The following is a 22,610-nucleotide window of genomic DNA, read 5'->3' as shown; positions in this document are numbered from 1 at the left end:
TGTGCGTGCGCTGTTCATCTTTCCGCCGCAAACGCACACAACAACAGCACACGTGGGGATCGGCCGGCATGGACGCGAGCGCTGACGTGATGGCGGAGCCGACGCTCTGGGTCATCGTCGGGGCCACGGGAACCGGCAAAAGCGAGACGTCCCTCGCCCTGGCTGAGGAACTGACGCGGCGCGGGCGGCGCGCAGAGATCATCAACGCGGACGCCATGCAGTTGTACCGCGGCATGGACATCGGAACGGCCAAGCTCCCCGAGGCGGAGCGCAGGGGCATCCCGCACCACCTCCTCGACGTGCTGGAGGTCACCGAGGAGGCTGCCGTTGCGGCATATCAGCCCGCAGCACGTGCGGCGATCGCAGATATCCAGGAGCGCGGCGCGGAAGCGATCCTCGTCGGCGGATCAGGGCTCTACGTCTCCAGCGTCATCTACGACTTCCAGTTCCCCCCGCGCGACCCAGCGCGCCGAGCCGCGCTTGAAGCCGAAGCCGCCGAGCAGGGCATCGGCGTTCTCATGACCCGCCTTCGTCGCGTTGATCCCGAGACCGCCGCGCGGATCGACCCGGCGAACGAACGGCGCGTGATCCGCGCTCTCGAGGTCATCGAATCGGGAGGCGCCGGACACGGCGCTGCGCTGCCGGATCGACCGCTGACGTGGCATCCGCGAACTCGGATCCTCGGCCGACGCATGCCGAGAGAGGAACTTATCGCTCGCCTCGATACGCGCGTTGAACGGATGTGGGCAGGCGGGCTCCTCGGCGAGGTTGAGGCCCTCCGTGCCGCCGGCATCGAGCGCGGGGTGACCGCTCGCCGCGCCATCGGCTACGCCCAGGCCTTGGCTCAGCTGGCGGGAGATCTCTCGCAAGCAGAGGCAATCGCGCAGACCCAGGCCCTCACGCGCCGTTACGCCCGTCGCCAGGTGTCGTGGTTCCGGCGGTACGCCGGTGTCCACTGGCTTGAACCTGACGACGACGCTACCCGGATGCTGGACCTGTGACGGGATCACCCCGGGGCGAACACGCGGCGGTGCGCTTCTAGACTGAAGGCATGTCGACCCCCATCTCGTTCACCAAGGGCCACGGCACGGGCAACGACTTCGTCATCGTGCCCGACGCCGACGGGGACCTCGACCTGTCCGACGACCAGGTGGCGGCGCTGTGTGACCGACGGTTCGGGGTCGGCGCCGACGGGCTGCTGCGGGTCGTCCGCGCCGCGGCGATCCCCGAGGGCGCTGCAGCCACCGCCGCCGGCGTGGAGTGGTTCATGGACTACCGAAACGCCGACGGGTCGGCTGCGGAGATGTGCGGGAACGGCATCCGTGTCTTCGTGCGGTACCTCACCGCGGTCGGCTGGGCGGATGCCGCAGCAGGCCCGGTGCTGGTGGGTACCCGCGCCGGCATCAAGCCCGTGACAGTCCATGAGCGCGGCTTCGAAGTGGATCTCGGCGCCTTCCAGATCGACGAGTCCGAGGTTCTGGTTCGAGCTCGGCATCTCGACGTCGCGCGGCCTGGAATCGGGGTGGATGTCGGCAATCCGCACGTCGTGGTCGCCCTCCCCACTGCCGATGAACTTGCCGGCATCGATCTCACGCGCGTCCCGCAGCTCGAGCCGGCTCCCGTCGCGGGCGCCAATGTCGAATTCGTCGTGCCGAACGATCCTCTGGTCCAGGGCGGCACGGGGGGCCTCCGCATGCGAGTCTTCGAACGCGGCGTCGGTGAGACGCTGTCGTGCGGCACGGGGGTGGCTGCGGCTGCCCTCGCGGTGCGCCACTGGGCCGGCGCTGCAGCGCCTGACACCTGGCAGGTCGGTGTGCCCGGCGGGGAGCTCGGGGTTCGCGTGGCATCGGTGGACGGCGTCTCGCACGTCTTCCTCGCGGGGCCTGCCACCCTCGTCTTCTCCGGCGAGATGGCGCTGGCCTGACCTCGTGTGGGCCGGCGTCAGACGATGTCGATGGCAGCCGTCGGAGTAGACCCGTGGCGGCGCACTCGCAGCACCCGGAATCCCTTGGCTGTCGCAGAGCGATGCACCGAGTACCCGCGGTGGAAGGTCGTGGTCATCCACCGCTGAAGGGAATCCGAACCGAGGTTGCGCGAGACGACGAGCCACGCATCCGAGCGCTCGTCCAGTCGCGGGATCCAGTCCTCGAGCAGCCCGTGCAACTGATTCTTGCCCACCCGGATCGGAGGATTGGATCGGATCGTTCGAAAGACGACGTCGCCGGGAACATCGTCCGGCAGCACGGCGTTGACATTGGGGAGACCGAGTTCGCTCGCGTTTGTGCGGACGAGGTCCAAGGCTCGCTCGTTGACGTCGACCGCCCACACCGTGGCGTGGGGCGCATCCATCGCAAGGGTAAGCGCGATGGGCCCCCAGCCGCACCCGAGGTCGAGCAGATGTCCGCCTGCGGGCGGGGGAGGCGTGTTCTCCAGCAGGACGGTTGTTCCGATGTCGATGTGATCCGGGCTGAAGATCCCGCCGGCCGTCGTTACCTCGACGGGATGCCCCGCAATCGAGACACGAATGCGGCGGAGATTTTCGGGACTGGAAGGCGACGACGTGAAGTAGTGATCGCTCTCCATGGCGACGAGCGTAGCGGAGGACGGGCCGCCTCCGGGAGGCTAGAGTTTACGGATGCCTGATGGCGGGCATCCCACGGAAATGATGATGGACGAAATCCCAGACACCCAGACCAGCCCAGCGGCGCACCCTGTCGACCCCGTCGACCGGGTGCTCGAGCGTGCCCGCGGTCGATCGGACGTGTGGGTGTTCGGGGCCGCACAGGCTCTGCAAGATGCCGCCACGGCCGGCGGAGCGGACTCGGACGGCGACCAGTGGGATCGCGAAGAGCGCGCCGCGCTGCGACGCATCCCGGGCCTGTCGACTGAACTCGAAGACGTCACCGAGGTCGAGTACCGCCAGCTCCGGCTCGAGAACGTCGTCCTCGTCGGGGTGCACCCGCAGGGCGAGCAGGAGAACGCGGAGAACTCCCTCCGGGAGCTGGCGGCGCTTGCCGAGACCGCCGGTGCCGTCGTGCTCGATGGCGTTCTCCAGCGTCGCCCTCATCCCGATCCCGCCACCTACCTCGGGCGAGGCAAGGCCGAAGAGCTCCGCGACATCGTCGCCACGCTCGGTGCCGACACGGTGATCGCCGACACCGAGCTGGCGCCGAGCCAGCGCCGTGCACTCGAAGACGTCGTCAAGGTCAAGGTGATCGACCGCACCACCGTCATCCTCGACATCTTCAGCCAGCACGCCAAGAGCCGCGAGGGCAAGGCGCAGGTCGAGCTCGCGCAACTCGAGTACCTCCTGCCGCGCCTGCGTGGATGGGGCGAATCGATGAGCCGTCAGGCCGGTGGCCAGGTCGGCGCCGGCGGTGCGGGCATGGGCTCGCGCGGTCCCGGTGAGACCAAGATCGAACTCGACCGCCGCCGCATCCGCACCCGGATGGCGCAGCTGCGGCGACAGATCCGCGACTTCGCGCCGGCGCGGGACGCGAAGCGTGCTGAGCGCCGCCGCAACACGGTGCCCTCGGTTGCGATCGCCGGGTACACAAACGCGGGAAAGTCGAGCCTGCTCAATCGGCTCACGAACGCCGGTGTGCTGGTCGAGAACGCGTTGTTCGCGACGCTGGATGCGACGGTGCGGCGCACCGAGGCATCCGATGGTCGGGTCTACACGCTCACCGACACCGTCGGTTTCGTACGCAATCTCCCACACCAGCTGGTTGAAGCCTTCCGGTCGACTCTCGAGGAGGTCGGCCAATCGGATGTGATCGTGCACGTCGTGGATGCTTCACACCCCGATCCCGCGGCGCAGTTGGCCACCGTTCGTGACGTCATCGGCGATGTCGGAGCGCGCGACCTGCCCGAGATCGTCGTCTTCAACAAGGCCGACCTCGTCGACGAATCGACGCGCATGGTTCTTCGCGGATTGGAGCCAGCGGCGCTGTTTGCCTCTTCTCGCACGGGGGAGGGCATCGCCGAGCTTCGGGCTGCCATCGAGCGGGCGCTTCCGCTTCCGGCGGTCGAAGTGCACGCGATCGTCCCCTATGACCGCGGTGATCTGGTATCCGCGGCTCACGAGTCCGGGCATGTCATTGCCATCACGCACGAGGAGTCCGGGACGGCCCTGCACGCGTTCGTGTCCGAGAAGCTTGCGGCTGAGCTTGCGGCGTTCAGCTCAGCGTCAGCGGTGCAACGCCCGGCGGAGTGAACCCGAACACGGCACCCAGGAAGGCAAGCTCTGTTTCGAGGGCGTGGATGACGGTCTCGGCGCGCCGGAAGCCGTGGGCCTCTCCCTCGTACAGGACGTAGGCATGCGGGATCCCGCGTGCGGCCAGCGCCTCCCGAATCGCCTCTGCCTGTGCCGGGGGTACGACCTCGTCCTCGGCTCCCTGAAGCAGGAGCATGGGGACGTCGAAGCCCTCGGGATGTGACAGGGGAGAACGCTCCAGGTAGAGGTGTTCCGCCTCGGGGAGCGGGCCGATGAGGCCATCGAGGTACCGGGCCTCGAAGTCGTGGGTATCGGCGGCAAGTGCCCGAGCATCGCCGACGCCGTAGCGGGAGACTCCGGCGGCGAACATGTCCGTGCGGGCGATCGCAGCCAGGACGGTCCACCCTCCCGCTGAACCGCCGTCGATCGCGATCCGGGCGGGGTCTGCGAGGCCGGCATCCCCCAGTGCGAGCGCCGCGTCGCGAACGTCCTCGACATCGACGACACCCCACTGTCCCCGAAGCCGCTCGCGATAGGCGCGCCCGTAGCCGGACGACCCGCCGTAGTTGACATCCAGCACACCGATGCCGCGGCTGGCGAAGTAGGCGATCTTCGGGGATGCTGCCCCGCCGACGTGACCTGTCGGGCCACCGTGGACGAGCACGACGTAAGGTGGGAGCTCGTCCTCCGGAGCCGAAGCTGTCGGGTTCGTCGGGGGGAAGGCGAAGGCATGGACCTCGCCCCGGGGGCCTTCGGTGGTCAACTCGATCGGGTGCGGCGTCCACTCTGCCGGCCAGGTCTTCTCTCCGCCGGCGACGGTCTCCCACTGCGCTGTGGCGGCATCGACGAGCCATACTCCGGCAGCGCCGTCCGATCGCGATCCGATGACCAGAGCGCGCTCACCCGCGGCATCCTCAACCGATGCCCCCGAACTCACCGGCCCGCCGAGGTTTCGGATCTCACCGTCCGGGGCGATCGCGATGATCCTGTCGGTGCCGTGGGTGCTGACGCAGACGGCCGTGCCGTCGGTGGTCAGCGAATACCAACGGCCCCCGAGTGACCACAGCGGCCCGCCGGTGTCCTCCGGGACCGCGGCGACGCACCTCGGTCCATGAGAGGCCGACCAGGTGTGCAGGTTCCAGCGGTCCTCGGGGTCGTCGAGGAAGAAGAGGCGATCGTTGTCGGCCCACTCGGGTTGCAGTGGCGCTCGGTCCGGGCCACCGGTGATCGCCTGCCACGTCTGAATCCGACCGTCAACGAGACTGCCGAGACGGAGCTCGGTGCTGTCCCACGGCATGGCCGGATGATTCCAGGCGATCCAGGCGAGTTGGGATCCGTCGGGCGAAACGGCGGGATGGGCGACGAAGTCACTCCCGGCCACGACGGAGACGATCTGGTCCGCGTCGTTCGCGGCAGAACCGTCGCGCGGAACTCTCACCATGTCGCGAGCGGGCACGCCGGGCCGCGTGTGATCTTCTCGGATCGCCCACAGCTCTCCGGCGGCGAACCGCAGCCCGCCGAATCGCATCCGCGTCCCCACCGGCGTCAGGGCGCGCGGCTCAGACCCGGGGTCGAGGATCCAGATCCGCTGGTCGGTCTTCTCGACGAAGCACAACCCGCCGTCATCGGTCGCCGCCCACGCGCCGCCGCCGTACTCGTGCACGCGAGACCGAGCGTTCCACGGGGCAGGCAGGAGCTCTTCGACAGTCCCATCGGCCAGGCGACGGCGGACTGTCGTGCGCCCGCCCTCGGCAGGAGCGCTCTGTCCCCACCAGATCTCCTCGCCGTCCGGTGCCGCGACGAACGCCGCGCCTTCGAAGCGCGGGGATGCCGCTGCAACGGATGTCGCCGAGATCGGTGAGGGCCAGGTGCCGTAGGGGAGCCGGGGGAGGGAGGAATCCATGGTCTCCACGCTACGCGCGGTCGCTGGCGGGCTCCTCGACGATGATCTCTTCGGAGCCCTCTGCGTCGGGCACGTCCACCTCGATGACCTCCACCTCGACGATCTCGCGCCGCTGCAGCAACTCGAGGACCCAGGCGACGATGACGGTCACCAGGAACACCAGGACGACATCGCCGAAAGAAAGCGGTCGAAGTGCGAGGAGCCAGATGACCGCGAGGACGACCAGCACGATCCGGATCGCGACGCGGTACCGAGCGAGGAAGCGTCCGAAGGCGCCGGTGTCAAGGCCCCGTGCGGCGAGGGCGCCACGGATGGTTGCGTTGAAGCCGCTGACACCGCCGCGGGTGGCGGTGGCTGAGCGGCTCGATCCCATGAGCCAGCCGATTACCGCGATCACGACGCCGAGCAGCGCGATCACGAGCGCGCTTTGCGCCATGGACGCGGTGAGCTGCGCGTAGATGACGCCGAGAGCCGTGGGTGAGAGGTCGAGCTGGCCGGCGACCACGGTGCTTGCTGCAGCGCCGATACCGAAGCCGGCGGCGAGCATCCCGCCGCCGATGAAGAGCCCCACACCGGTACCGATGACGGCGACGCTGCGGCGCCGTGCGATGACGATGGCCAGGACGAACAGCGCGATGGTGACGATCGAGAGCCACCAGCCGACCGCGTCGGCAAGTGCGTACACGGTCCGGAAGGCGATGAGTGCTTCCCCGTCGCCGATGATGATCGTCTTGTCGATGCTCGGGATGAGCCCGGCAACGCCGACCCCGCTGTCGGTGAGGCGCTGCTTGACCTGGTCGATGATCGGCCCCAGGGCTATTCCGAGGCCGTCGCCATCGAGCACGAGGATTCCGCCGCCGTCGGCCGTCGCGACGGTCGTGATCGAGCGGTGGACCCCCCGAAGCGCGAAGGCCCAGACATCCGAGAACGCATCGGAAGCGACGATGCGCTCGACCGCAGAGTTGACGAGGTTCTGAACTCCCTGTGCCGCTGGAGCGCGCAGCGCGTTGAGTGCTGTGGCCGCTGCTGGAGGCAGCCCCAGGTTCTCGATACCGTCGAAGACCTGGTCGGTGAGTCCTGCGAAGTCGACCTGTGCGTCGATGGCGGCAGTCGCCTCATCGACGATGAGCTCCTGGACTGCGGGATCCTCGGTCAACGGCGCGAAGGTCGACACGAAAGCCTCTTCGTCGACCAGCTGTACGCGCGCCCACGTGGTCACCACCGATACCGGTACGAGAATCGTGGCGACCACGATCACGAATGCCGACAGCGCGGCGCGCCACCAGCCGCCGGATGGAGAGGTTCGTCCCGTCAGGCGGGCGTTCTCTGCCTCAAGGGCGCGGATGCGGGATTCGAGGTCTTCGGGCGTCGGCAAGCTCATGGGCCCCATTCTGGCGGAAAGTGCGCTCCCCGCGCCTCACCCGATTGTGGCGATTGATGCTGTTCAGACCGCTCGAAGCACCGCCACGACCTTGCCGAGAACAGTCGCTTCGTCACCCAGGATCGGCTCGAACGCGGAGTTGCGGGGGAGGAGCCAGGTGTGGCCGTCCCGTTGGCGAAACGCCTTGACCGTTGCTTCGCCGTCGAGCATTGCGGCGACGATGTCGCCGTTTTCTGCCGTCGCCTGAGAGCGCACGACGACCCAGTCGCCGTCACAGATCGCAGCGTCGATCATCGACTCGCCGCTCACGCGCAGCATGAACAGCTCTCCCTTGCCCACGAGCTGGCGCGGAAGCGGGAAGATCTCCTCGATCTGCTGATCGGCGGTGATCGGAACTCCCGCGGCGATGCGGCCGACGAGCGGAACCATGGCGGCGTCACCGACTGCCGGGGCGGAGTCCGCGGGGTTCTCGGCGGCCATGCCCGGAAGATCGATCAGCACTTCCATGGCCCGGGTCTTGCCGGCATCGCGTCGAAGGTATCCGCTCAGTTCGAGCTGGTTGAGCTGGTGCGTGACGCTCGAGAGGCTCTTGAGTCCGACCGCGTCGCCGATCTCGCGCATGCTCGGCGGGTAGCCGTTTCGGGCAATCGCTCGTTGGATCACCTCGAGAATGGCGAGCTGCTTCTCGCTGAGGCTGCGACGCCGCCGCGTGCCTGTGCGCTCCCGTGACGGCTCCTCGTTCATGTGCCCCGCTCCTGTTGCTGCTCGCATCCGTCCCGCACTCCCCTTCGAATGTCGGAGGTTGGTGATGACCTGTCTTCATCGAAACCGTAACCGCCTCGACACCGTTTCGCCTGTTCCGGTCCCGCGTGTCGTGTTCGAAGGATTCGCGGGAGGTTTCGCACTTGACAGACACAATACTCGAAGATAACTTCGGAATAGAGATTCGTATCCGCCTCTCCTGGCCGAGCGGTGGATGCGAATCTCTCCCCGAGATAACGGAGGATGACATGACGACGATTGCTCTCGGCTCCGCACCCACGACCATGACTGCGGTGCGACCCGCTGCGACCAGACTTCGGCTGACCGCTCGTGGTCGAGCCGTCCTGACGGTGCTCGCTGCGCTTCCGGCGGTCCTGGTCATCCTCGGGGTCATCTGGGGAGGCGGGGCAGCCCTGGCATCCCTCGATCCCTCGGCGCCGTCGGGAACCTTCGAGACGGTCACCGTTTCGGCGGGCGATTCCTTGTGGTCTATCGCACAGGAGATCGCCCCGGATGCCGACCCCCGCGAGGTCGTGGCCGAGATCTCCCGACTGAACGGCCTGACGGGAAGCGTCGTGAGCGCAGGGCAGCAGCTCGCTCTCCCGCTCGCGTATACGCAATGAGCAGGGCCGCAGAACCGGGTGTGCTGCTGTCGCGCACCGTACGATGGGACGGGTGACGATTCGCCTCGATGATCTCCCGCTCCGCGATGACCTGCGGGGCCTTACCCCCTATGGCGCGCCTCAGGCGCCACTGCCTGTCGCTCTGAACGTCAACGAGAACACCCACCCGGTGCCGCGGGAAGTCGCCGACGACATCCTGGATGCGATCGGGCGGGCTCTCGGCGAGATCAATCGTTACCCCGACCGCGAGTTCCGTGAGCTGCGTGAGGGATTCGCCGAGTACCTTCGCCACGGCCTCGTCGCCGACCAGATCTGGGCGGCGAACGGATCCAATGAAGTCCTTCAGCACGTCCTTCAGGCCTTCGGTGGGCCGGGGCGTCGTGCGTTCGGCTTCGCTCCCACCTATTCGATGTATCCGCTGCTGACGCGCGCGACGGGGGCCGAATGGGTGTCGGGGAGCCGTGGTACTGACTACACCGTGGATGTCGAATCGGCAGTCGACCAGATCACCGCAGCCGATCCCGACATCGTCTTCCTGTGTGCTCCCAACAATCCGACCGGGACCCCGATGAGCCTCGAGCTGATCGAGGCGGCCTACGAGGCAACGCGCGGGATCGTGATCGTCGACGAGGCCTATTTCGAGTTCGCGCCGAGAACTGCGCCCTCGGCGCTGTCCCTGCTGCCCGGTCGGGAGCGCCTCCTCATCTCGCGAACGATGAGCAAGGCATTTGCGTTCGCGGGAGCCCGGGTTGGCTACCTCGCCGCCGATCCCGCTGTGATCGACGCCCTGCGCTTGGTGCGGTTGCCCTACCACCTCAGCTCCCTCACCCAGGCGGCAGCGCTCGCCGCGCTCGCCCACGCCCCGGTGATGCTCCAGATGGTGGACGATATCGTGGCGCAGCGGGATCGCATCTCGGCGACCGTCGAGGCCCTCGGCTATCGCGCCTACGAATCGTGGACGAACTTCGTGCTCTTCAGCGGGGTGGAGGACTCCGGTCGCACATGGCAGCAGCTCTACGATCGCGGCATCCTCGTTCGCGACGTCGGAATCCCGCGAAGCCTGCGGGTGTCGGCGGGTACAGCAGAGGAGACCACAGCGTTTCTGGAAGCACTCGCGTCGATAGACTCTCGCGCATGAGCAGCAGCCGCACCGCAACACTCACGCGAGCCACGAGCGAGTCGCGCGTCGAGTTGAGTCTTGACCTCGACGGCACCGGCGCCAGCACCATCGACACCGGAGTTCCGTTCTACGATCACATGCTCACGGCGTTCGCGAAACACTCCCTGACCGACCTGACAGTCCGGGCCGAGGGCGACGTCGAGATCGACGCCCACCACACCGTCGAGGATGTCGCGATCGTGCTCGGTGACGCCATCCGTGAGGCTCTCGGCGACAAGGCGGGCATCTCGCGTTACGGTGACGCGCTCGTTCCGCTCGACGACGCCCTGGCGCAGGCCGTCGTCGACATCAGTGGGCGCCCCTACCTGGTGCACGACGGCGAGCCTGACGGGTTCGCACTGCACCTGATCGCTGGTCACTTCACGGGGTCGCTCGTGCGGCACACCTTCGAGGCGATCAGCTACCACGCCGGCCTCACGGTCCACCTTCGCGTCCTGGCTGGTCGCGACCCCCACCACATCGCCGAGGCCGAGTACAAAGCCTTCGCGCGCGCCTTCCGCCAGGCCAAGGCCTTCGACCCCCTCGTGCGCGGTATTCCGAGCACGAAGGGTGCGCTGTGACCGGGGAGCCGGCAACGATCGCACGACCGACGGTTGCCGTTTTGGACTACGGATCCGGCAACGTTCACTCCGCCGTCAAGGCACTGGCCCTGGCAGGGGCTGACGCCCAGTTGACAGCAGACCGCGACCTGATCATGGCTGCTGATGGGCTGGTCGTCCCGGGCGTCGGTGCCTTCCGCTCGGTTGTGGATGCTCTGCGTGACTCGCGTGCCGACCAGCTCATCGAGCGGCGCTTGGCAGGCGGACGCCCGGTGCTGGGGATCTGCGTCGGGATGCAGGTGATGTTCGAGCACGGTGTCGAACGCGGAGCGGACAGCCTCGGGCTCGGGCAGTGGCCCGGGGCGGTCACTGAACTCGACGCGCCGGTGCTCCCGCACATGGGATGGAACACCGTGGATGCGGGCGCCGGGTCGACGCTCTTTCGCGGCATCGAATCGGAGCGGTTCTACTTCGTCCACTCGTACGCCGCGCAACATTGGACCCTCGAGGCCCACGATCCCTTCCCCAGCGCGGTCGTGACCTGGGCAACGCACGGCGCGCCGTTTGTCGCAGCCGTCGAGAACGGCCCCTTGGCGGCGACGCAGTTCCACCCCGAGAAGTCGGGGGAGGCGGGCATCCGGTTGCTCGCGAATTGGATCACGAGCCTTCCCGCGGCTACCCTCTGAACTCGTGCCTGCCCCCGATTCTGATCGGCGTGCCGCGGGCTCCGTGAACCCGCCCGAGGAACCATGAACGACTTCGCGTCAACGCCCGAACTGATTCTGCTGCCCGCCGTCGACGTCGCCGACGGCAAGGCCGTGCGCCTGACCCAGGGCGCCGCCGGCTCGGAGACGAGCTACGGTGATCCGGTCGAGGCTGCCGTCGATTGGGCCCGCCAGGGTGCGCAATGGATTCACCTCGTCGACCTGGATGCCGCGTTTGGCCGCGGCAGCAACGCCGGAGTGATCCGCAAGGTCATCAAGCAGGTCAAGGGTGTTCACGTCGAGGTGTCGGGAGGCATCCGCGATGACCGCAGCCTGGAGCTCGCGATCGAGTACGGTGCCGAGCGCGTGAACCTCGGCACCGCGGCGCTCGAGAACCCGGAGTGGGCTGCAGACGTGATCGGCCGATACGGCGAACTGGTCGCCGTCGGGTTGGACGTGCGCGGCACGACCCTCGCGGCTCGCGGCTGGACGCAGGAGGGCGGCGACCTGTGGGCGGTGCTCGACCGCCTCGAGGATGCCGGGTGCAGCCGCTATGTCGTCACCGATGTGACCAAGGACGGCACGCTCCGCGGGCCCAACCTCGACCTGCTTCGCGAGGTCGCGACCCGCACTCCGAAGCCGGTCATCGCCTCGGGTGGCGTGGCAACGCTGGACGACATCGCGGCGCTGCGGGAGCTCGTCCCCCTCGGAGTCGAGGGCGCGATCGTCGGGAAGGCGCTGTATTCGGGTGCCTTCACCCTGGCCGAGGCACTGGATGTCGCCGGAGGCTGAGGACCCGCAGCGCAACCCGCATGCGCACGCCCACGGATCGGATCACACCGCCGACTCCGCCGGTTTCCCCTGGGCCGGCCGCAGCTTCGAGGCGAACCCCTTCGCCGGTGACGACGGGTCAGCCGACCCGGTGTTGATCGGTGCGATCGAGCGGTTCCGGACCGGTGAGGCTTCCGTCGTCGAGGTGATCGATGCCTACCGATCCGCGCGCCTTCTCATTCCCCTCGTCGCTGAGAAGGGCGACGAGGGTGTCGGTGCTCACGGGCTGACGGTGGACAAGACGCAGGAGTTATCGATCGTCACGGTCGCCGCTCCCGACGGCAGGCGCGTGCTTCCGGTGTTCTCGTCGGTATCGGCGATGAGCACGTGGGACCCGGCAGCGCGGCCAGTCCCGGCCGACGGGGTGCGCACGGCGGCAGCTGCTGTCGATGACGGCACTGACCTCATCGTCCTCGACCCCGGCTCCGAGACCGAGTTCGTCATCCGTCGCCCCGCCGTCTGGGCCATTGCGCAGGGCCACGAGTGGGAGCCCGCGCACACCTCACCGGAGGTCTTCGCCGGATTCCAGGAAAGCATCGGTGCGGAACTTTCCGTTCTCGATCTCTCGCTGGCACCCGCCGACCCGCAGGCGCGGGGGAGAGGCCCCGAGGTCCAGGTTCAGCTGGACATCATGCCCGGCCTTGACCGCGAAGAGCTGGATGCCGTGCTGCAGCGGCTCGCGAAGCGCTGGGCAGCCGATGACCGCATCGCGGTTCTCGTGGATTCCCTTGCCGTGAAGATCCGGCGCTCGGCGGTCTGAGTCGATCCCGGCGCGGGTGTTGACGCGCTTCGGCTCAGGTGACCGGACCGGTCCACTTCTCGCCCGGCCCCTTGCCGATGGGGTCAGGGATCACGGATGCTTCGCGGAACGCGAGCTGCAGCGAGCGCAGGCCATCGCGCAGCGAGCGAGCGTGCATGTCGCTGATCTCCGGAGCGCCGGCGGTGATCAAGCCCGCGAGTGCATTGATGAGCTTGCGGGCCTCGTCGAGGTCCTTCTGCCTGTCGGGGTCGTCGGCAAGCCCGACCTTCACGGCCGCAGCACTCATGAGGTGCACAGCGGTGGTCGTGATGACTTCGACAGCCGGGACGTCAGCGATATCTCTGGATGCAGCGGCAGCGGCCTCGGCATCCTCCTCCCAGCGTTGCTCGCGCTCGCGATCTCGGCGATCGGCCGATCGGCCGTCGGATGCTGCAGGGTCGGAAAAACCGGGAATCGTCGACACGTGTTGCCTTCTGCTAGACTCGTGCGGGCCCCGGAGCACTTTGCGCCGGACACGAAAGAGGATCACATCCCACCCGCGCTTGCCGCTCAAGGCTACCGGGTCCACGAACTCCGCTTCCCCCGGCAATCCGATTGCCTGGAGAAGTAGCGCTCGACGAGCTGTCGAGCGTCAGGGTGAATGAAGCCGATGCAGAGCGTCGAGCGGGTGGAGTGTTCTGATCTCATCCGCGGCGCACCTCGTGTCGCGGTGCCTTACACCCGCACAAAGAGGAGTTCCGCATCAGCGATCCCCGCATCAACGAGCGCATTCGCGTGCCCGAGGTCCGTTTGGTCGGTCCCGCAGGCGAACAGGTCGGTGTCGTTCGCATCGAAGTCGCGCAGCGTCTGGCTCAGGAGGCCGATCTCGATCTGGTCGAGGTTGCCCCGAACTCGAAGCCGCCCGTGGTCAAGATCATGGACTACGGCAAGTTCAAGTACGAGGCTGCGCAGAAGGCGAAGGAAGCGCGACGCAATCAGGCCAACACGGTCCTGAAGGAAGTCCGGTTCCGCCTGAAGATCGAGCCGCACGATTACGAGACCAAGCGCAAGCACGCGGAGTCGTTCCTGAAGGCCGGCGACAAGGTCAAGGCGATGATTCTGTTCCGTGGTCGCGAGCAGTCGCGCCCCGAGCAGGGTGTGCGCTTGCTCCGCAAGTTCGCCGAGGACGTCGCCGAGTTCGGCACTGTTGAATCGAGCCCCACGATCGACGGCCGCAACATGACGATGGTGATCGCACCGCACAAGAACAAGTCCGAGGCGAAGGCCGAGCAGAACGCACAGCGCGCTGCCACCAAGGAGGCGGCACGTCAGTCCGCCCGCGGTGAAGCCCCCGAGCCCACGGCCGCTCCCGCCGAGTAGGCCCCCAGACTCCCGCCCGGCGGGAACCACAACGAAGGAAAAGAAGATGCCGAAGCAGAAGACCCACTCGGGTGCCAAGAAGCGCTTCAAGGTCACCGGAACCGGGAAGATCAAGAAGCAGCAGGCGAACCTCCGCCACAACTTCGAGGGCAAGCCCACCAAGCGCACTCGCCGCCTGTCGGCGGACAAGATGCTCGCCCCCGGTGACGCGAAGGTCGCCAAGAAGCTTCTCGGCATCTGAGCGCCACGGTACGAACAGGAACGAAACGAAATGGCTAGAGTCAAGCGGGCTGTCAACGCCCACAAGAAGCGTCGCGTCATCCTTGAGCGCGCGTCCGGTTACCGCGGGCAGCGCTCGCGTCTGTACCGCAAGGCGAAGGAGCAGGTCACCCACTCGCTCGTTTACGCCTACCGTGACCGGCGCAAGCGTAAGGGCGACTTCCGTCGCCTGTGGATTCAGCGCATCAACGCTGCAAGCCGCCAGAACGGCCTCACCTACAACCGCTTCATCCAGGGTCTGAACCTGGCCGGTGTCCAGGTCGACCGCCGTATGCTCGCCGAGCTCGCGGTCAATGAGCCGAAGGTCTTCGCTTCGCTCGTCGACACCGCCAAGAAGGCGCTGCCCAGCGACGTCAACGCACCCAAGTCGGCCTGATCGGTCGCTCTTGCCTGAAGGGCGCCTCCCGTGCGGGAGGCGCCCTTCGTGTCGTTCGCGGAATATATGCTCGGTGGGCCCCGCAATGGCGCGGGAATCGCCGTCGCTGTACCTCTAAACTGGGCCCGTGCTGGAGAATCCGCGATCCCCACGCGTGCGCGCGGTCGCGAAGCTGTCCAAGCGCAGCGCGCGACAGGAGACCGGGCTGTTCTTGCTCGAGGGACCGCAGGCGGTTCGCGAGGCGCTGGCCTACCGGCCCGACGCGCTCGTGGAGCTCTACGCGACGCCCGGCGCGCTGGATCGGCACAGCGACATCCGGGATGCCGCCCGCGCGGCGGGACTGGACGTGGAGCTGGCAAGCGAAGCCGTCCTGGATGCCATGGCTGACACGGTGACGCCACAGGGGCTCGTGGCGGTCGCGCGTCAGACCCCATCTAGTGTGGCTGAGGTGTTCGCCGCCCATCCGCGGTTGGTCGCGATCTGCGAGCAGGTGCGGGATCCGGGAAACCTCGGGACCATCATCCGCGCGGCCGATGCGGCGGGCGCTGACGCCGTCGTCCTGACAGGCAAGTCGGTCGACCCGTACAACCCGAAAGTCGTCCGTTCCACGACCGGCTCGCTCTTCCACCTCCCGATCGCCATCGGGGTGGACTTGCCGGAGGCCGTCGAACAGGCGCACGCCGTCGGCATCCGGGTGGTGGCGGCAGACGTGGACGGGACCGACTTCCTGGCATCCCGCGACCTTCTCGCTGAGCCCACCGCGTGGCTGTTCGGCAACGAAGCGCGGGGGCTCGAAGAGGATGCGCTTTCGCACGCGGACCTCTCGTTGCGGCTTCCCATCTACGGCAAGGCCGAGTCCCTCAACCTGGCGACAGCGGCGAGTGTGTGTCTCTACGAGACCGCGTTCGCCCAGCGCAGCGCCCTCGCCTGAGCTGCATTTATGCCGGAACACGCCCGCGCGTGCGCCATACTCGGAAAGGGGGGCTTTTCTGGGAAGGTCGCTATGGTGCTGCCCGCGCGCGTTGCGGTCGTCGATGACCACGAACTCGTAGCGCTTGCTCTGCAATCGGTCCTGACCGACGTTGACGACCTCGACTTCGACCGGCACGCGCGCACCGTCGCTGCGCTGACCACTCGGCCCCGCGAGGCTGACGTTGTCGTGCTGGATCTGAGTCTGCGCGATGGGAGCGATCCGGCCGCTAATGTCGCCGCGCTGCGGCAGTGGGGGGCACGCGTGCTTGTCTTGACTTCGGCCGAAGACCCCTACCTGGTGCGCGAAGCATCTCGCACTGAGGCGCTCGGCATCCTTCGCAAGACCGCGCCTCGTACGGCGCTGGTCGACGCTCTGCGCTCCGTTGCTGCCGGCGACCATGTGCCGAGCACGGAATGGGCATCGGCAATCGATTCCGATCCGCTCGTCCACGCCGCCCCGCTGACCCCGCGGGAGCGAGAGGTGCTCGCACTTTACGCCTCCGGGATGGGCGCACGCGAGGTGGCAACGGCACTGTTCGTGAGTGAGAACACGGTCAACGATCATCTCCGCCGGATCCGGGCCGTGTACCACCATCTCGGTCGGCCCGCGGCCACGAAGGTCGAGCTCTACCGACGTGGACTCGAAGACGGCTTCTTCCCGGCGCCGCGCCGTGAGTGAATCACCGCATCGCGCCGAGTTGATCGCGCGGCGCGCCCTCATCGTGTGCGTCTCGCTCTCGGTGTTGGGAACGTTCGCCGGCGTTGTGCTCGCGCGTTCCACGTCGCCGACGGCCGCAGTACCTGCCTGGTACATGGCCCCCGTCATCGTGACCCTCGCGGTACTGATCGTCCCGGGCGCCGTTGTCGTCTGGTTGCCGCTGTCCGCCCTGCGCGTGGTCTCGGGGTTCGGCGCGGGGTGCTACATCGTCATGCTCGCCGGTTTCGGCCCCGCCCTGGCAGTGATCGACCCGGGCGTCGGCTCGGTCGCACTGCCTTGGGCCCTCGCCGTCTACGCTGGACCGGCATTGGCCGCCGTCGTCGCAGCCGGGGAGGGTGCGGGCCTGGTCGTAGCCGCCGCCTCGATGTGCACGGTGCCCATCTACCGGCTCGCCCTGGGGACCGGTGACGCGCTGGGCCCCGCCGTGAGTGATGTGCAGACCGCGCTGTGCGCGCTCGCCGTGTGCGTCGTCGGCGGCGCCCTTGTACGAGGGTCGATCCGTGTGGATGCCCTCGCGGCTCGCGCCGGGGAAGCCAGTGTCCGAGAAGCGGAAATCAGGGGGCGGGTCGCGGCACGCGCCCGGTCAGCGGCGTTCGTCCACGATGAGGTTCTTGTTGCGCTGCGGGCAGCGGCAGAGGGTGGCGCGATCGCACAGGCCGCCATCCAGCGGCAGGCCCGTCGTGCGCTCATGCTTGCCGATCGCTTTCACAGTGGCATGTCGGCAGATGCGGGGACCAGGAGCGACGATCTGTGGCTGGACGAGATCCGACGATGTGCCCTCGACGTCGATCCTCGGATCCGTGTTGAGGTGTCCGCGAGTGTTCAGCCGGTTTCCGTTCCCGGAGATGTCGCCGAGGCGCTGGTGCGAGCGGCGCGGCAGGCCCTCGACAACAGCGTGCACCACGCCGGACCCGCAGCGCGTGCTCTGCGGATCGAGCAGAGCGGCGACCGTGTTGTGGTCGACGTCTCGGACGACGGCACGGGGTTCGAGCCCGGCAAACTCCCGCCCGGCCGACTGGGTATCGGCATGAGTATCGTCGAGGCGATGCGCACCGTCGGAGGGCGGGCACGAGTGCAGTCGGCGCCGGGGTCCGGGACACGGGTCGTGCTCGAGTGGCAGCGAGCCACCGTCCCCGACGTTGCGCAGCACGAGGGTGAAAGCTTGGACCTGCCGACGGCGGTCCAGGCCTTCGAAGACGCGCGCTTCGGCCGCGGTCTTCGCGCACTTACGATCATGTTCTTCGCGTCGCAGGCTGTCATCGCCGGCATCGTCGGGGTCTCGGCCGGCCAGATGGCAGTGTCTGTCGGCGTACTCGTCGCACTGGCTGCGAGCGGGATCCTCATCGTGCGCGCGCGTGGCAGGGGTCGTACTGCAGGGGCACTGGTGACGGTCCTCCCGGTTGCGGCAGGTCTGACGGGTATCGCCCTCAACCCGGCGCCGGCGGGCTACGAGCAGGTCTGGTTTCTCCCTGCCGTCGGGCTCCTCCTCGGTGCGATTGCACTCCGGGCCCACCCTCTTGCCGCGACGATCGGTACGGTCGGGCTGCTTGCCGGGGCGATCCTGATCACCTCCCTCGCAGGCTCGCACAGCGTCGCGTTGGCCCTGGCGACGGCGCGAACCGTGCTCATCGTCTCGCTTGCGATTCTGATCGCGCTCGTCATTCAGCGTGCCCGCGATCTGAGCGTGCGAGCAAGCGAGCGCGCCGTGAGTGCCATCCGTGCGAGCGCAAGGGACGCTGCCGCGCAGCGGGAGATCGAGCGACGCGCGTCGGATCTGGATGTCCACGCGCGCCCGGTCCTCGAGCGACTGGCGGCAGGTGAGGTGCTCTCGCCGGCGGATCGCTCGTTCGCGGGGGCCGTCGAGGGGCGCCTGCGCGACGGCTACCGCGCCCACGCTCTCTCCCGCGAACCACTGGTCGACGCGGTCATGGATGCCCGGAGGCGGGGCGTCGATGTCGTTCTGCTCGATGACAGCGAAGACGCTGAGTACGCGGATGAGGTGTGTGCGGCAATCGCGGACTGGATGACTCCCTACGTGGAGCAGGCGCTCGAGCGATTTGTGGGTCGCCTGCTGCCACCCGGGCGCACCTTGGTTGCCCGGGCCGTCGTCGACGGGCAGACCGCCGGCTATCCGGCTCGCGGTGAATGGGGAGCTCGATGAGCGTCCACGTCTGAGGGTGCGGCGGCTCCCGGGTGGGGGAGACGGAGCCGCCGCGCACCCATCGTGTCGTCAGGGCCGCACGCTGGCAGGTTCAGAAACCACTGATTCTGGTGGTTTCGCCATCCTGTTCGCCGCCCTGGCACAAGAGAAGCGGCACTCTCCTGCCTCGGTAGACTCGACTCTCGTGTCCGACGCTCCAGAGATCACACCCGAGACCGTCGCCGCAGCGGCAGATGCGGCGCGCGCCGCGATCGCGGCCGCTGCCGATTCGGCATCCCTCAAGCAGGTCCGTGCCGCGCACGTCGGCGACGGCTCGCCGCTGGCGCGCCTGAACGCGTCGCTGCGTGATGTCGCTCCGGAGCACAAGGCCGAGTTCGGCAAGCTCATCGGGCAGGCGCGCGGGCAGGTCACGCAGGCGCTTGCCGCCCGGGAGGCCGAGCTGGAGGCTGCCGAGCTGGCGGCGCGGCTGGATGCCGAAGCGATCGACATCACCGCGTTGCCGACGCGTGCGCGGGTCGGTGCCCGGCATCCGCTCACGCTCCTGCAAGAGGAGATTTCGGACATCTTCGTCGGCATGGGCTGGGAGGTTGCCGAAGGCCCTGAGCTCGAGCACGAGTGGTTCAATTTCGACGCCCTCAACTTCGACGTCGATCACCCCGCGCGGCAGATGCAGGACACCTTCTTCGTCGACCCGATCGATCGGCACCTCGTGATGCGGACGCACACCAGCCCCGTGCAGGTGCGCTCCATGCTCGATCGCGAGCTTCCCGTGTACGTCGTGTGCCCCGGGCGGGTGTATCGCACAGACGAGTTCGACGCGACGCACCTCCCCGTCTTCTCGCAGGTCGAGGGGCTCGTGATTGATAAGGGCATCACGATGGCGCACCTGAAGGGCACGCTCGACCACTTCGCACGCGTCCTGTTCGGTCCCGAGGCAAAGACCCGCTTGCGTACCAACTACTTCCCGTTCACCGAGCCGAGCGCCGAGCTCGACCTCTGGCATCCCACCTTCAAGGGTGGTGCGCGCTGGATCGAGTGGGGCGGCTGCGGCATGGTCAACCCGAATGTGCTGCGCGCCGCGGGCATCGATCCCGAGGAGTACTCCGGGTTCGCGTTCGGCATGGGGATCGAACGCACGCTGATGTTCCGCAGCGATGTGAAAGACATGCGTGACATGGCCGAGGGCGATGTGCGATTCAGCGAGCAGTTCGGGATGGTGGTGTGATGCGCGTTCCGCTGTCGTGGCTGCGTGAGTTTGTCGAGGTTCCCGCTGAGGCAACCCCCGAAGATGTGCTTGCCGCGCTGGTGTCGGTCGGCTTCGAAGAAGAGGACGTTCACCGCTTCGAGCTGTCGGGTCCGATCGTGGTGGGCGAGGTTCTCGAGTTCGTCGAGGAGCCGCAGTCCAACGGCAAGACGATCCGCTGGTGCCGGGTGCGAGTCGCCGAGGGAGAGGGCACGGATGACGCGCCTGCCGTCCGCGGCATCGTCTGCGGTGCGAGCAACTTCTTCGCCGGCGACAAGGTCGTTGTCACCCTGCCCGGTGCCGTGCTGCCCGGTCCCTTCCCGATCGCTGCGCGCAAGACCTATGGACATGTCTCAGACGGCATGATCGCCTCGGCCAAGGAGCTGGGGCTCGGGCAGGACCACTCGGGCATCCTGCGTCTGGTCGAACTCGGCATCGACGCTCCGGTCGGCTCGGACGCGATCGCGCTGCTCGGGCTTGACGATGAGGCAGTCGAGATCAACGTCACCCCCGACCGCGGCTATGCGCTCTCGATTCGCGGTGTGGCGCGCGAGTACTCCCATGCCACGGGGGCATCATTTCGTGACCCCGCCGAGCGTCCGTGGGAGGACGTCGATCCCGGCGAGGGGTTCTCGATCGTGGTCGATGACGCGAACCCGATTCGCGGGCAGATCGGCGCTTCCGAATTCGTCGCGCGACTCGTGCGTGACGTCGATGCTTCCAAGCCGACCCCGCCGTGGATGATCACGCGGCTGACTCTCGCCGGTGTGCGACCGCTCGGCATCCTGATCGACATCACGAACTATGTGATGCTCGAGCTCGGAAACCCCATCCACGGCTACGACTACGACACTCTGCAGGGCGGGATCACCGTTCGTCGTGCCCATGCCGGCGAAACCCTCGAGACCCTCGATGGCCAGAGGCGCACGCTGGATGCCGAGGACCTCCTCATCACCGATGAGTCTGGTCCGATCGGTCTTGCCGGAGTGATGGGCGGGGCAACGACAGAGATGGGACCCGCGACCCGCACCGTGCTCATCGAGGCGGCCCGCTTCGACCCGGTGTCTATCGCGCGGACGGCGCGTCGGCACAAGCTGCCCTCGGAAGCGTCGCGGCGCTTCGAGCGCGGCGTGGACCCGGCCCTCCCGTTCGTCGCAGCCCGCCGCGTCGCCGACCTCATGGTGGAGCTGGCCGGGGGAACGCTGGACACCTCATTCGGTGGCGCCCTGCGCTCTGGCCACGAACAGGCGGCGATCGAACTGCCGCGCGGCTTCGTTTCGGGTCTGATCGGCGTCGACTACACGCCTGACCAGATCGTCGAGGCGCTCCGGCTGATCGGGTGCGACATCCAGGATGCCGGAACTGACCCGACTGCACCCTGGCTAGTCTTCCCACCGTCGTGGCGCCCCGACCTCACCGACCGGTGGACTCTCGCCGAGGAGGTCGCGCGTATCCACGGGCTCGACGAGGTGCCCTCCGTGCTGCCCACCCCGCCATCGGGGCGCGGGCTAACCACTGCCCAGCGCGCGCGCCGTCGTGTCTCGAACGCGCTGGCGGCTGCCGGATACGTCGAGACCCCGTCGTTCCCGTTCGCTACTGCCGAGGCAAACGACCTTCACGGCAGCGCCGACGGAGGCCATCTCCCGAGCATCAAGCTCGCGAACCCGCTCGACGGACAGTCGCCCTACCTGCGACGTTCGCTCGTTCCAGGCCTGCTGCAGGTCGCGCACCGCAACGTGTCGCGAGGGCTCGTGGATCTCGCCCTCTTCGAGACCGGTGTCGTGTTCCTGCCCGCTGCAGGCGTCGAGTACGGCACACCGTTCGTTCCGCCGTTGGGCATCCGGCCGGATGCCGCCACCCTCGCGGGTCTTGACGCGTCGATCCCGTCGCAGCCGCGCCACGTCGCGGTGTTGCTGACGGGAGCGCGGGTTGCCAAGCAGCCCGGCCAGAGCGCCGAGACCGCAGACCTCGCCGATGTCATCGATGCGGTTCGCACCGTGGCTTCTGCGGCGGGAGTCGACGTGACGATCGTCCAGACGCGGCGTGCGGCGCTGCACCCGGGGCGTGCCGGTGACGTTCGCATCGGCGATGTCACCGTCGGGTACGTGGGCGAGCTCCTGCCCGCTGTGGCTGCCGATGCAGATCTGCCCGGCCGTGTCATCGTTGCCGAGCTCGACCTCGACCTCGTGATCTCTCTCGCGGGGGAGCGTGTCGTGGCGGCATCCCTGTCGGGTTTCCCGGCGGCGACGCAGGATGTCTCGCTCGTCGTGCCGGAGGCGATTCCCGCAGCCGACGTCGAGGCGGCGCTCGTCTCGGGCGCCGGCGACCTGCTCGAGGCGGCGCGTCTGGTTGACGACTACCGAGGCCCGGGCATCGAACCCGGCACGAAGAGCCTCACCTACGCGCTGCGCTTCCGAGCCGCGGACCGCACCCTGACAGCGGCGGAGGCCACCGAGGCGAAGCTGGCAGGTGTCGCCGTGGCAGCCGAGCGGTTCGAGGCCCGCATCCGAGAGTAAGCGCCAGCTTCGCGTTCGGGTGTCGTGGCTCCCGCGGCGGCCGTACCCGGACCGCTACGCTGGCGAGGGGTCCGGGCGTTGAGGCCA

At 68.0% G+C, this 22,610-nt stretch carries 22 protein-coding genes; 17 read left to right on the top strand and 5 right to left on the bottom strand.

Annotation, left to right across the window (positions count from 1 at the left end; genetic code table 11):
• Positions 1-89 precede the first annotated feature (89 nt).
• Positions 90-1,001 (top strand): tRNA (adenosine(37)-N6)-dimethylallyltransferase MiaA, encoded by a 912-nt coding sequence (miaA, locus tag ACQVDU_RS09390; RefSeq protein ID WP_443477045.1) that lies wholly within the window; start codon positions 90-92, stop codon positions 999-1,001.
• A 50-nt stretch (positions 1,002-1,051) separates the two neighbouring features.
• Entirely contained in the window at positions 1,052-1,924 is an 873-nt protein-coding gene (dapF, locus tag ACQVDU_RS09385; protein ID WP_443476964.1) for a diaminopimelate epimerase, read from the top strand.
• Positions 1,925-1,941: 17 nt separating this feature from the next.
• Here the strand turns inward: dapF and ACQVDU_RS09380 are convergent, their stop codons facing one another.
• Entirely contained in the window at positions 1,942-2,583 is a 642-nt protein-coding gene (locus ACQVDU_RS09380; RefSeq protein WP_300592883.1) for a class I SAM-dependent methyltransferase, read from the bottom strand.
• A gap of 85 nt (positions 2,584-2,668) precedes the next feature.
• Between ACQVDU_RS09380 and hflX the strand changes: the two genes are divergently transcribed.
• On the top strand, positions 2,669-4,216 hold the full coding sequence (gene hflX, locus ACQVDU_RS09375) for a GTPase HflX (protein ID WP_443477044.1): 1,548 nt from the start codon (positions 2,669-2,671) through the stop codon (positions 4,214-4,216).
• Here hflX and ACQVDU_RS09370 read toward each other — a convergent pair.
• The 3 genes from ACQVDU_RS09370 to lexA all read right to left on the bottom strand — a co-directional run bounded on the left by ACQVDU_RS09370 (position 4,179) and on the right by lexA (position 8,244).
• On the bottom strand, positions 4,179-6,119 hold the full coding sequence (locus tag ACQVDU_RS09370) for a prolyl oligopeptidase family serine peptidase (RefSeq protein WP_443476963.1): 1,941 nt from the start codon (positions 6,117-6,119) through the stop codon (positions 4,179-4,181). The two genes, hflX and ACQVDU_RS09370, sit on opposite strands and share 38 nt — an antisense overlap.
• Positions 6,120-6,129: 10 nt before the next feature.
• Entirely contained in the window at positions 6,130-7,500 is a 1,371-nt protein-coding gene (locus ACQVDU_RS09365) for a hypothetical protein (RefSeq protein WP_443476962.1), read from the bottom strand.
• Between the two features lie 63 nt (positions 7,501-7,563).
• The gene (gene lexA / locus ACQVDU_RS09360) at positions 7,564-8,244 is read right to left on the bottom strand and encodes a transcriptional repressor LexA (protein WP_292712095.1); all 681 of its coding nucleotides are present in this window, start codon (positions 8,242-8,244) and stop codon (positions 7,564-7,566) included.
• 266 nt (positions 8,245-8,510) lie between these two features.
• Here lexA and ACQVDU_RS09355 point away from each other — a divergent pair, with 266 nt between their 5' ends.
• The 6 genes from ACQVDU_RS09355 to ACQVDU_RS09330 all read left to right on the top strand — a co-directional run bounded on the left by ACQVDU_RS09355 (position 8,511) and on the right by ACQVDU_RS09330 (position 12,899).
• Positions 8,511-8,885 (top strand): LysM peptidoglycan-binding domain-containing protein, encoded by a 375-nt coding sequence (locus ACQVDU_RS09355; protein ID WP_331790370.1) that lies wholly within the window; start codon positions 8,511-8,513, stop codon positions 8,883-8,885.
• Between the two features lie 43 nt (positions 8,886-8,928).
• A complete protein-coding gene (locus ACQVDU_RS09350; protein WP_443476961.1) occupies positions 8,929-10,023 on the top strand; it encodes a histidinol-phosphate transaminase in 1,095 nt (364 codons plus the stop codon).
• The gene (gene hisB / locus ACQVDU_RS09345) at positions 10,020-10,625 is read left to right on the top strand and encodes an imidazoleglycerol-phosphate dehydratase HisB (RefSeq protein WP_292712100.1); all 606 of its coding nucleotides are present in this window, start codon (positions 10,020-10,022) and stop codon (positions 10,623-10,625) included. The genes ACQVDU_RS09350 and hisB overlap by 4 nt, the downstream gene beginning before the upstream one ends.
• Before the next feature lie 17 nt (positions 10,626-10,642).
• Entirely contained in the window at positions 10,643-11,290 is a 648-nt protein-coding gene (gene hisH / locus ACQVDU_RS09340; RefSeq protein WP_292712163.1) for an imidazole glycerol phosphate synthase subunit HisH, read from the top strand.
• A gap of 63 nt (positions 11,291-11,353) precedes the next feature.
• Positions 11,354-12,100 (top strand): bifunctional 1-(5-phosphoribosyl)-5-((5-phosphoribosylamino)methylideneamino)imidazole-4-carboxamide isomerase/phosphoribosylanthranilate isomerase PriA, encoded by a 747-nt coding sequence (gene priA / locus ACQVDU_RS09335; protein WP_341579451.1) that lies wholly within the window; start codon positions 11,354-11,356, stop codon positions 12,098-12,100.
• On the top strand, positions 12,084-12,899 hold the full coding sequence (locus ACQVDU_RS09330; RefSeq protein ID WP_300594220.1) for an SseB family protein: 816 nt from the start codon (positions 12,084-12,086) through the stop codon (positions 12,897-12,899). Before priA ends, ACQVDU_RS09330 begins: the two co-directional genes overlap by 17 nt.
• A gap of 34 nt (positions 12,900-12,933) precedes the next feature.
• On the opposite strand, the gene ACQVDU_RS09325 is transcribed toward ACQVDU_RS09330, so the two are convergent.
• The gene (locus ACQVDU_RS09325; protein ID WP_443477043.1) at positions 12,934-13,353 is read right to left on the bottom strand and encodes a DUF1844 domain-containing protein; all 420 of its coding nucleotides are present in this window, start codon (positions 13,351-13,353) and stop codon (positions 12,934-12,936) included.
• A gap of 287 nt (positions 13,354-13,640) precedes the next feature.
• On the opposite strand from ACQVDU_RS09325, the gene infC reads away from it, so the two are divergent.
• The 8 genes from infC (at position 13,641) to pheT (ending at position 22,523) form a co-directional block, all read left to right on the top strand.
• On the top strand, positions 13,641-14,258 hold the full coding sequence (gene infC, locus ACQVDU_RS09320) for a translation initiation factor IF-3 (protein WP_292712167.1): 618 nt from the start codon (positions 13,641-13,643) through the stop codon (positions 14,256-14,258).
• Between the two features lie 46 nt (positions 14,259-14,304).
• Complete coding sequence (gene rpmI, locus ACQVDU_RS09315; protein ID WP_228177767.1) at positions 14,305-14,499, top strand: 50S ribosomal protein L35; 195 nt, start codon at positions 14,305-14,307, stop codon at positions 14,497-14,499.
• Between the two features lie 30 nt (positions 14,500-14,529).
• Positions 14,530-14,913: a 50S ribosomal protein L20 gene (gene rplT / locus ACQVDU_RS09310; protein ID WP_228177768.1), complete on the top strand. Its 384-nt coding sequence runs from the start codon at positions 14,530-14,532 to the stop codon at positions 14,911-14,913.
• A gap of 127 nt (positions 14,914-15,040) precedes the next feature.
• Positions 15,041-15,844: a TrmH family RNA methyltransferase gene (locus ACQVDU_RS09305; RefSeq protein WP_292712106.1), complete on the top strand. Its 804-nt coding sequence runs from the start codon at positions 15,041-15,043 to the stop codon at positions 15,842-15,844.
• Between the two features lie 72 nt (positions 15,845-15,916).
• The gene (locus ACQVDU_RS09300) at positions 15,917-16,564 is read left to right on the top strand and encodes a LuxR C-terminal-related transcriptional regulator (RefSeq protein ID WP_443476960.1); all 648 of its coding nucleotides are present in this window, start codon (positions 15,917-15,919) and stop codon (positions 16,562-16,564) included.
• A complete protein-coding gene (locus ACQVDU_RS09295; RefSeq protein WP_443476959.1) occupies positions 16,557-18,764 on the top strand; it encodes an ATP-binding protein in 2,208 nt (735 codons plus the stop codon). Before ACQVDU_RS09300 ends, ACQVDU_RS09295 begins: the two co-directional genes overlap by 8 nt.
• Positions 18,765-18,948: 184 nt before the next feature.
• Positions 18,949-19,989, top strand: a complete 1,041-nt coding sequence (pheS, locus tag ACQVDU_RS09290; protein WP_443476958.1) for a phenylalanine--tRNA ligase subunit alpha — start codon at positions 18,949-18,951, stop codon at positions 19,987-19,989.
• The gene (pheT, locus tag ACQVDU_RS09285; RefSeq protein ID WP_443476957.1) at positions 19,989-22,523 is read left to right on the top strand and encodes a phenylalanine--tRNA ligase subunit beta; all 2,535 of its coding nucleotides are present in this window, start codon (positions 19,989-19,991) and stop codon (positions 22,521-22,523) included. Before pheS ends, pheT begins: the two co-directional genes overlap by 1 nt.
• Positions 22,524-22,610 lie beyond the last annotated feature (87 nt).

The organism is Microbacterium sp. F2 (assembly GCF_052274505.1).
In the GTDB taxonomy this organism is placed as follows: domain Bacteria; phylum Actinomycetota; class Actinomycetes; order Actinomycetales; family Microbacteriaceae; genus Microbacterium.
Note: the sequence above shows the minus strand (reverse complement) of the source record. Positions and strands in the feature narration are given on the sequence as shown.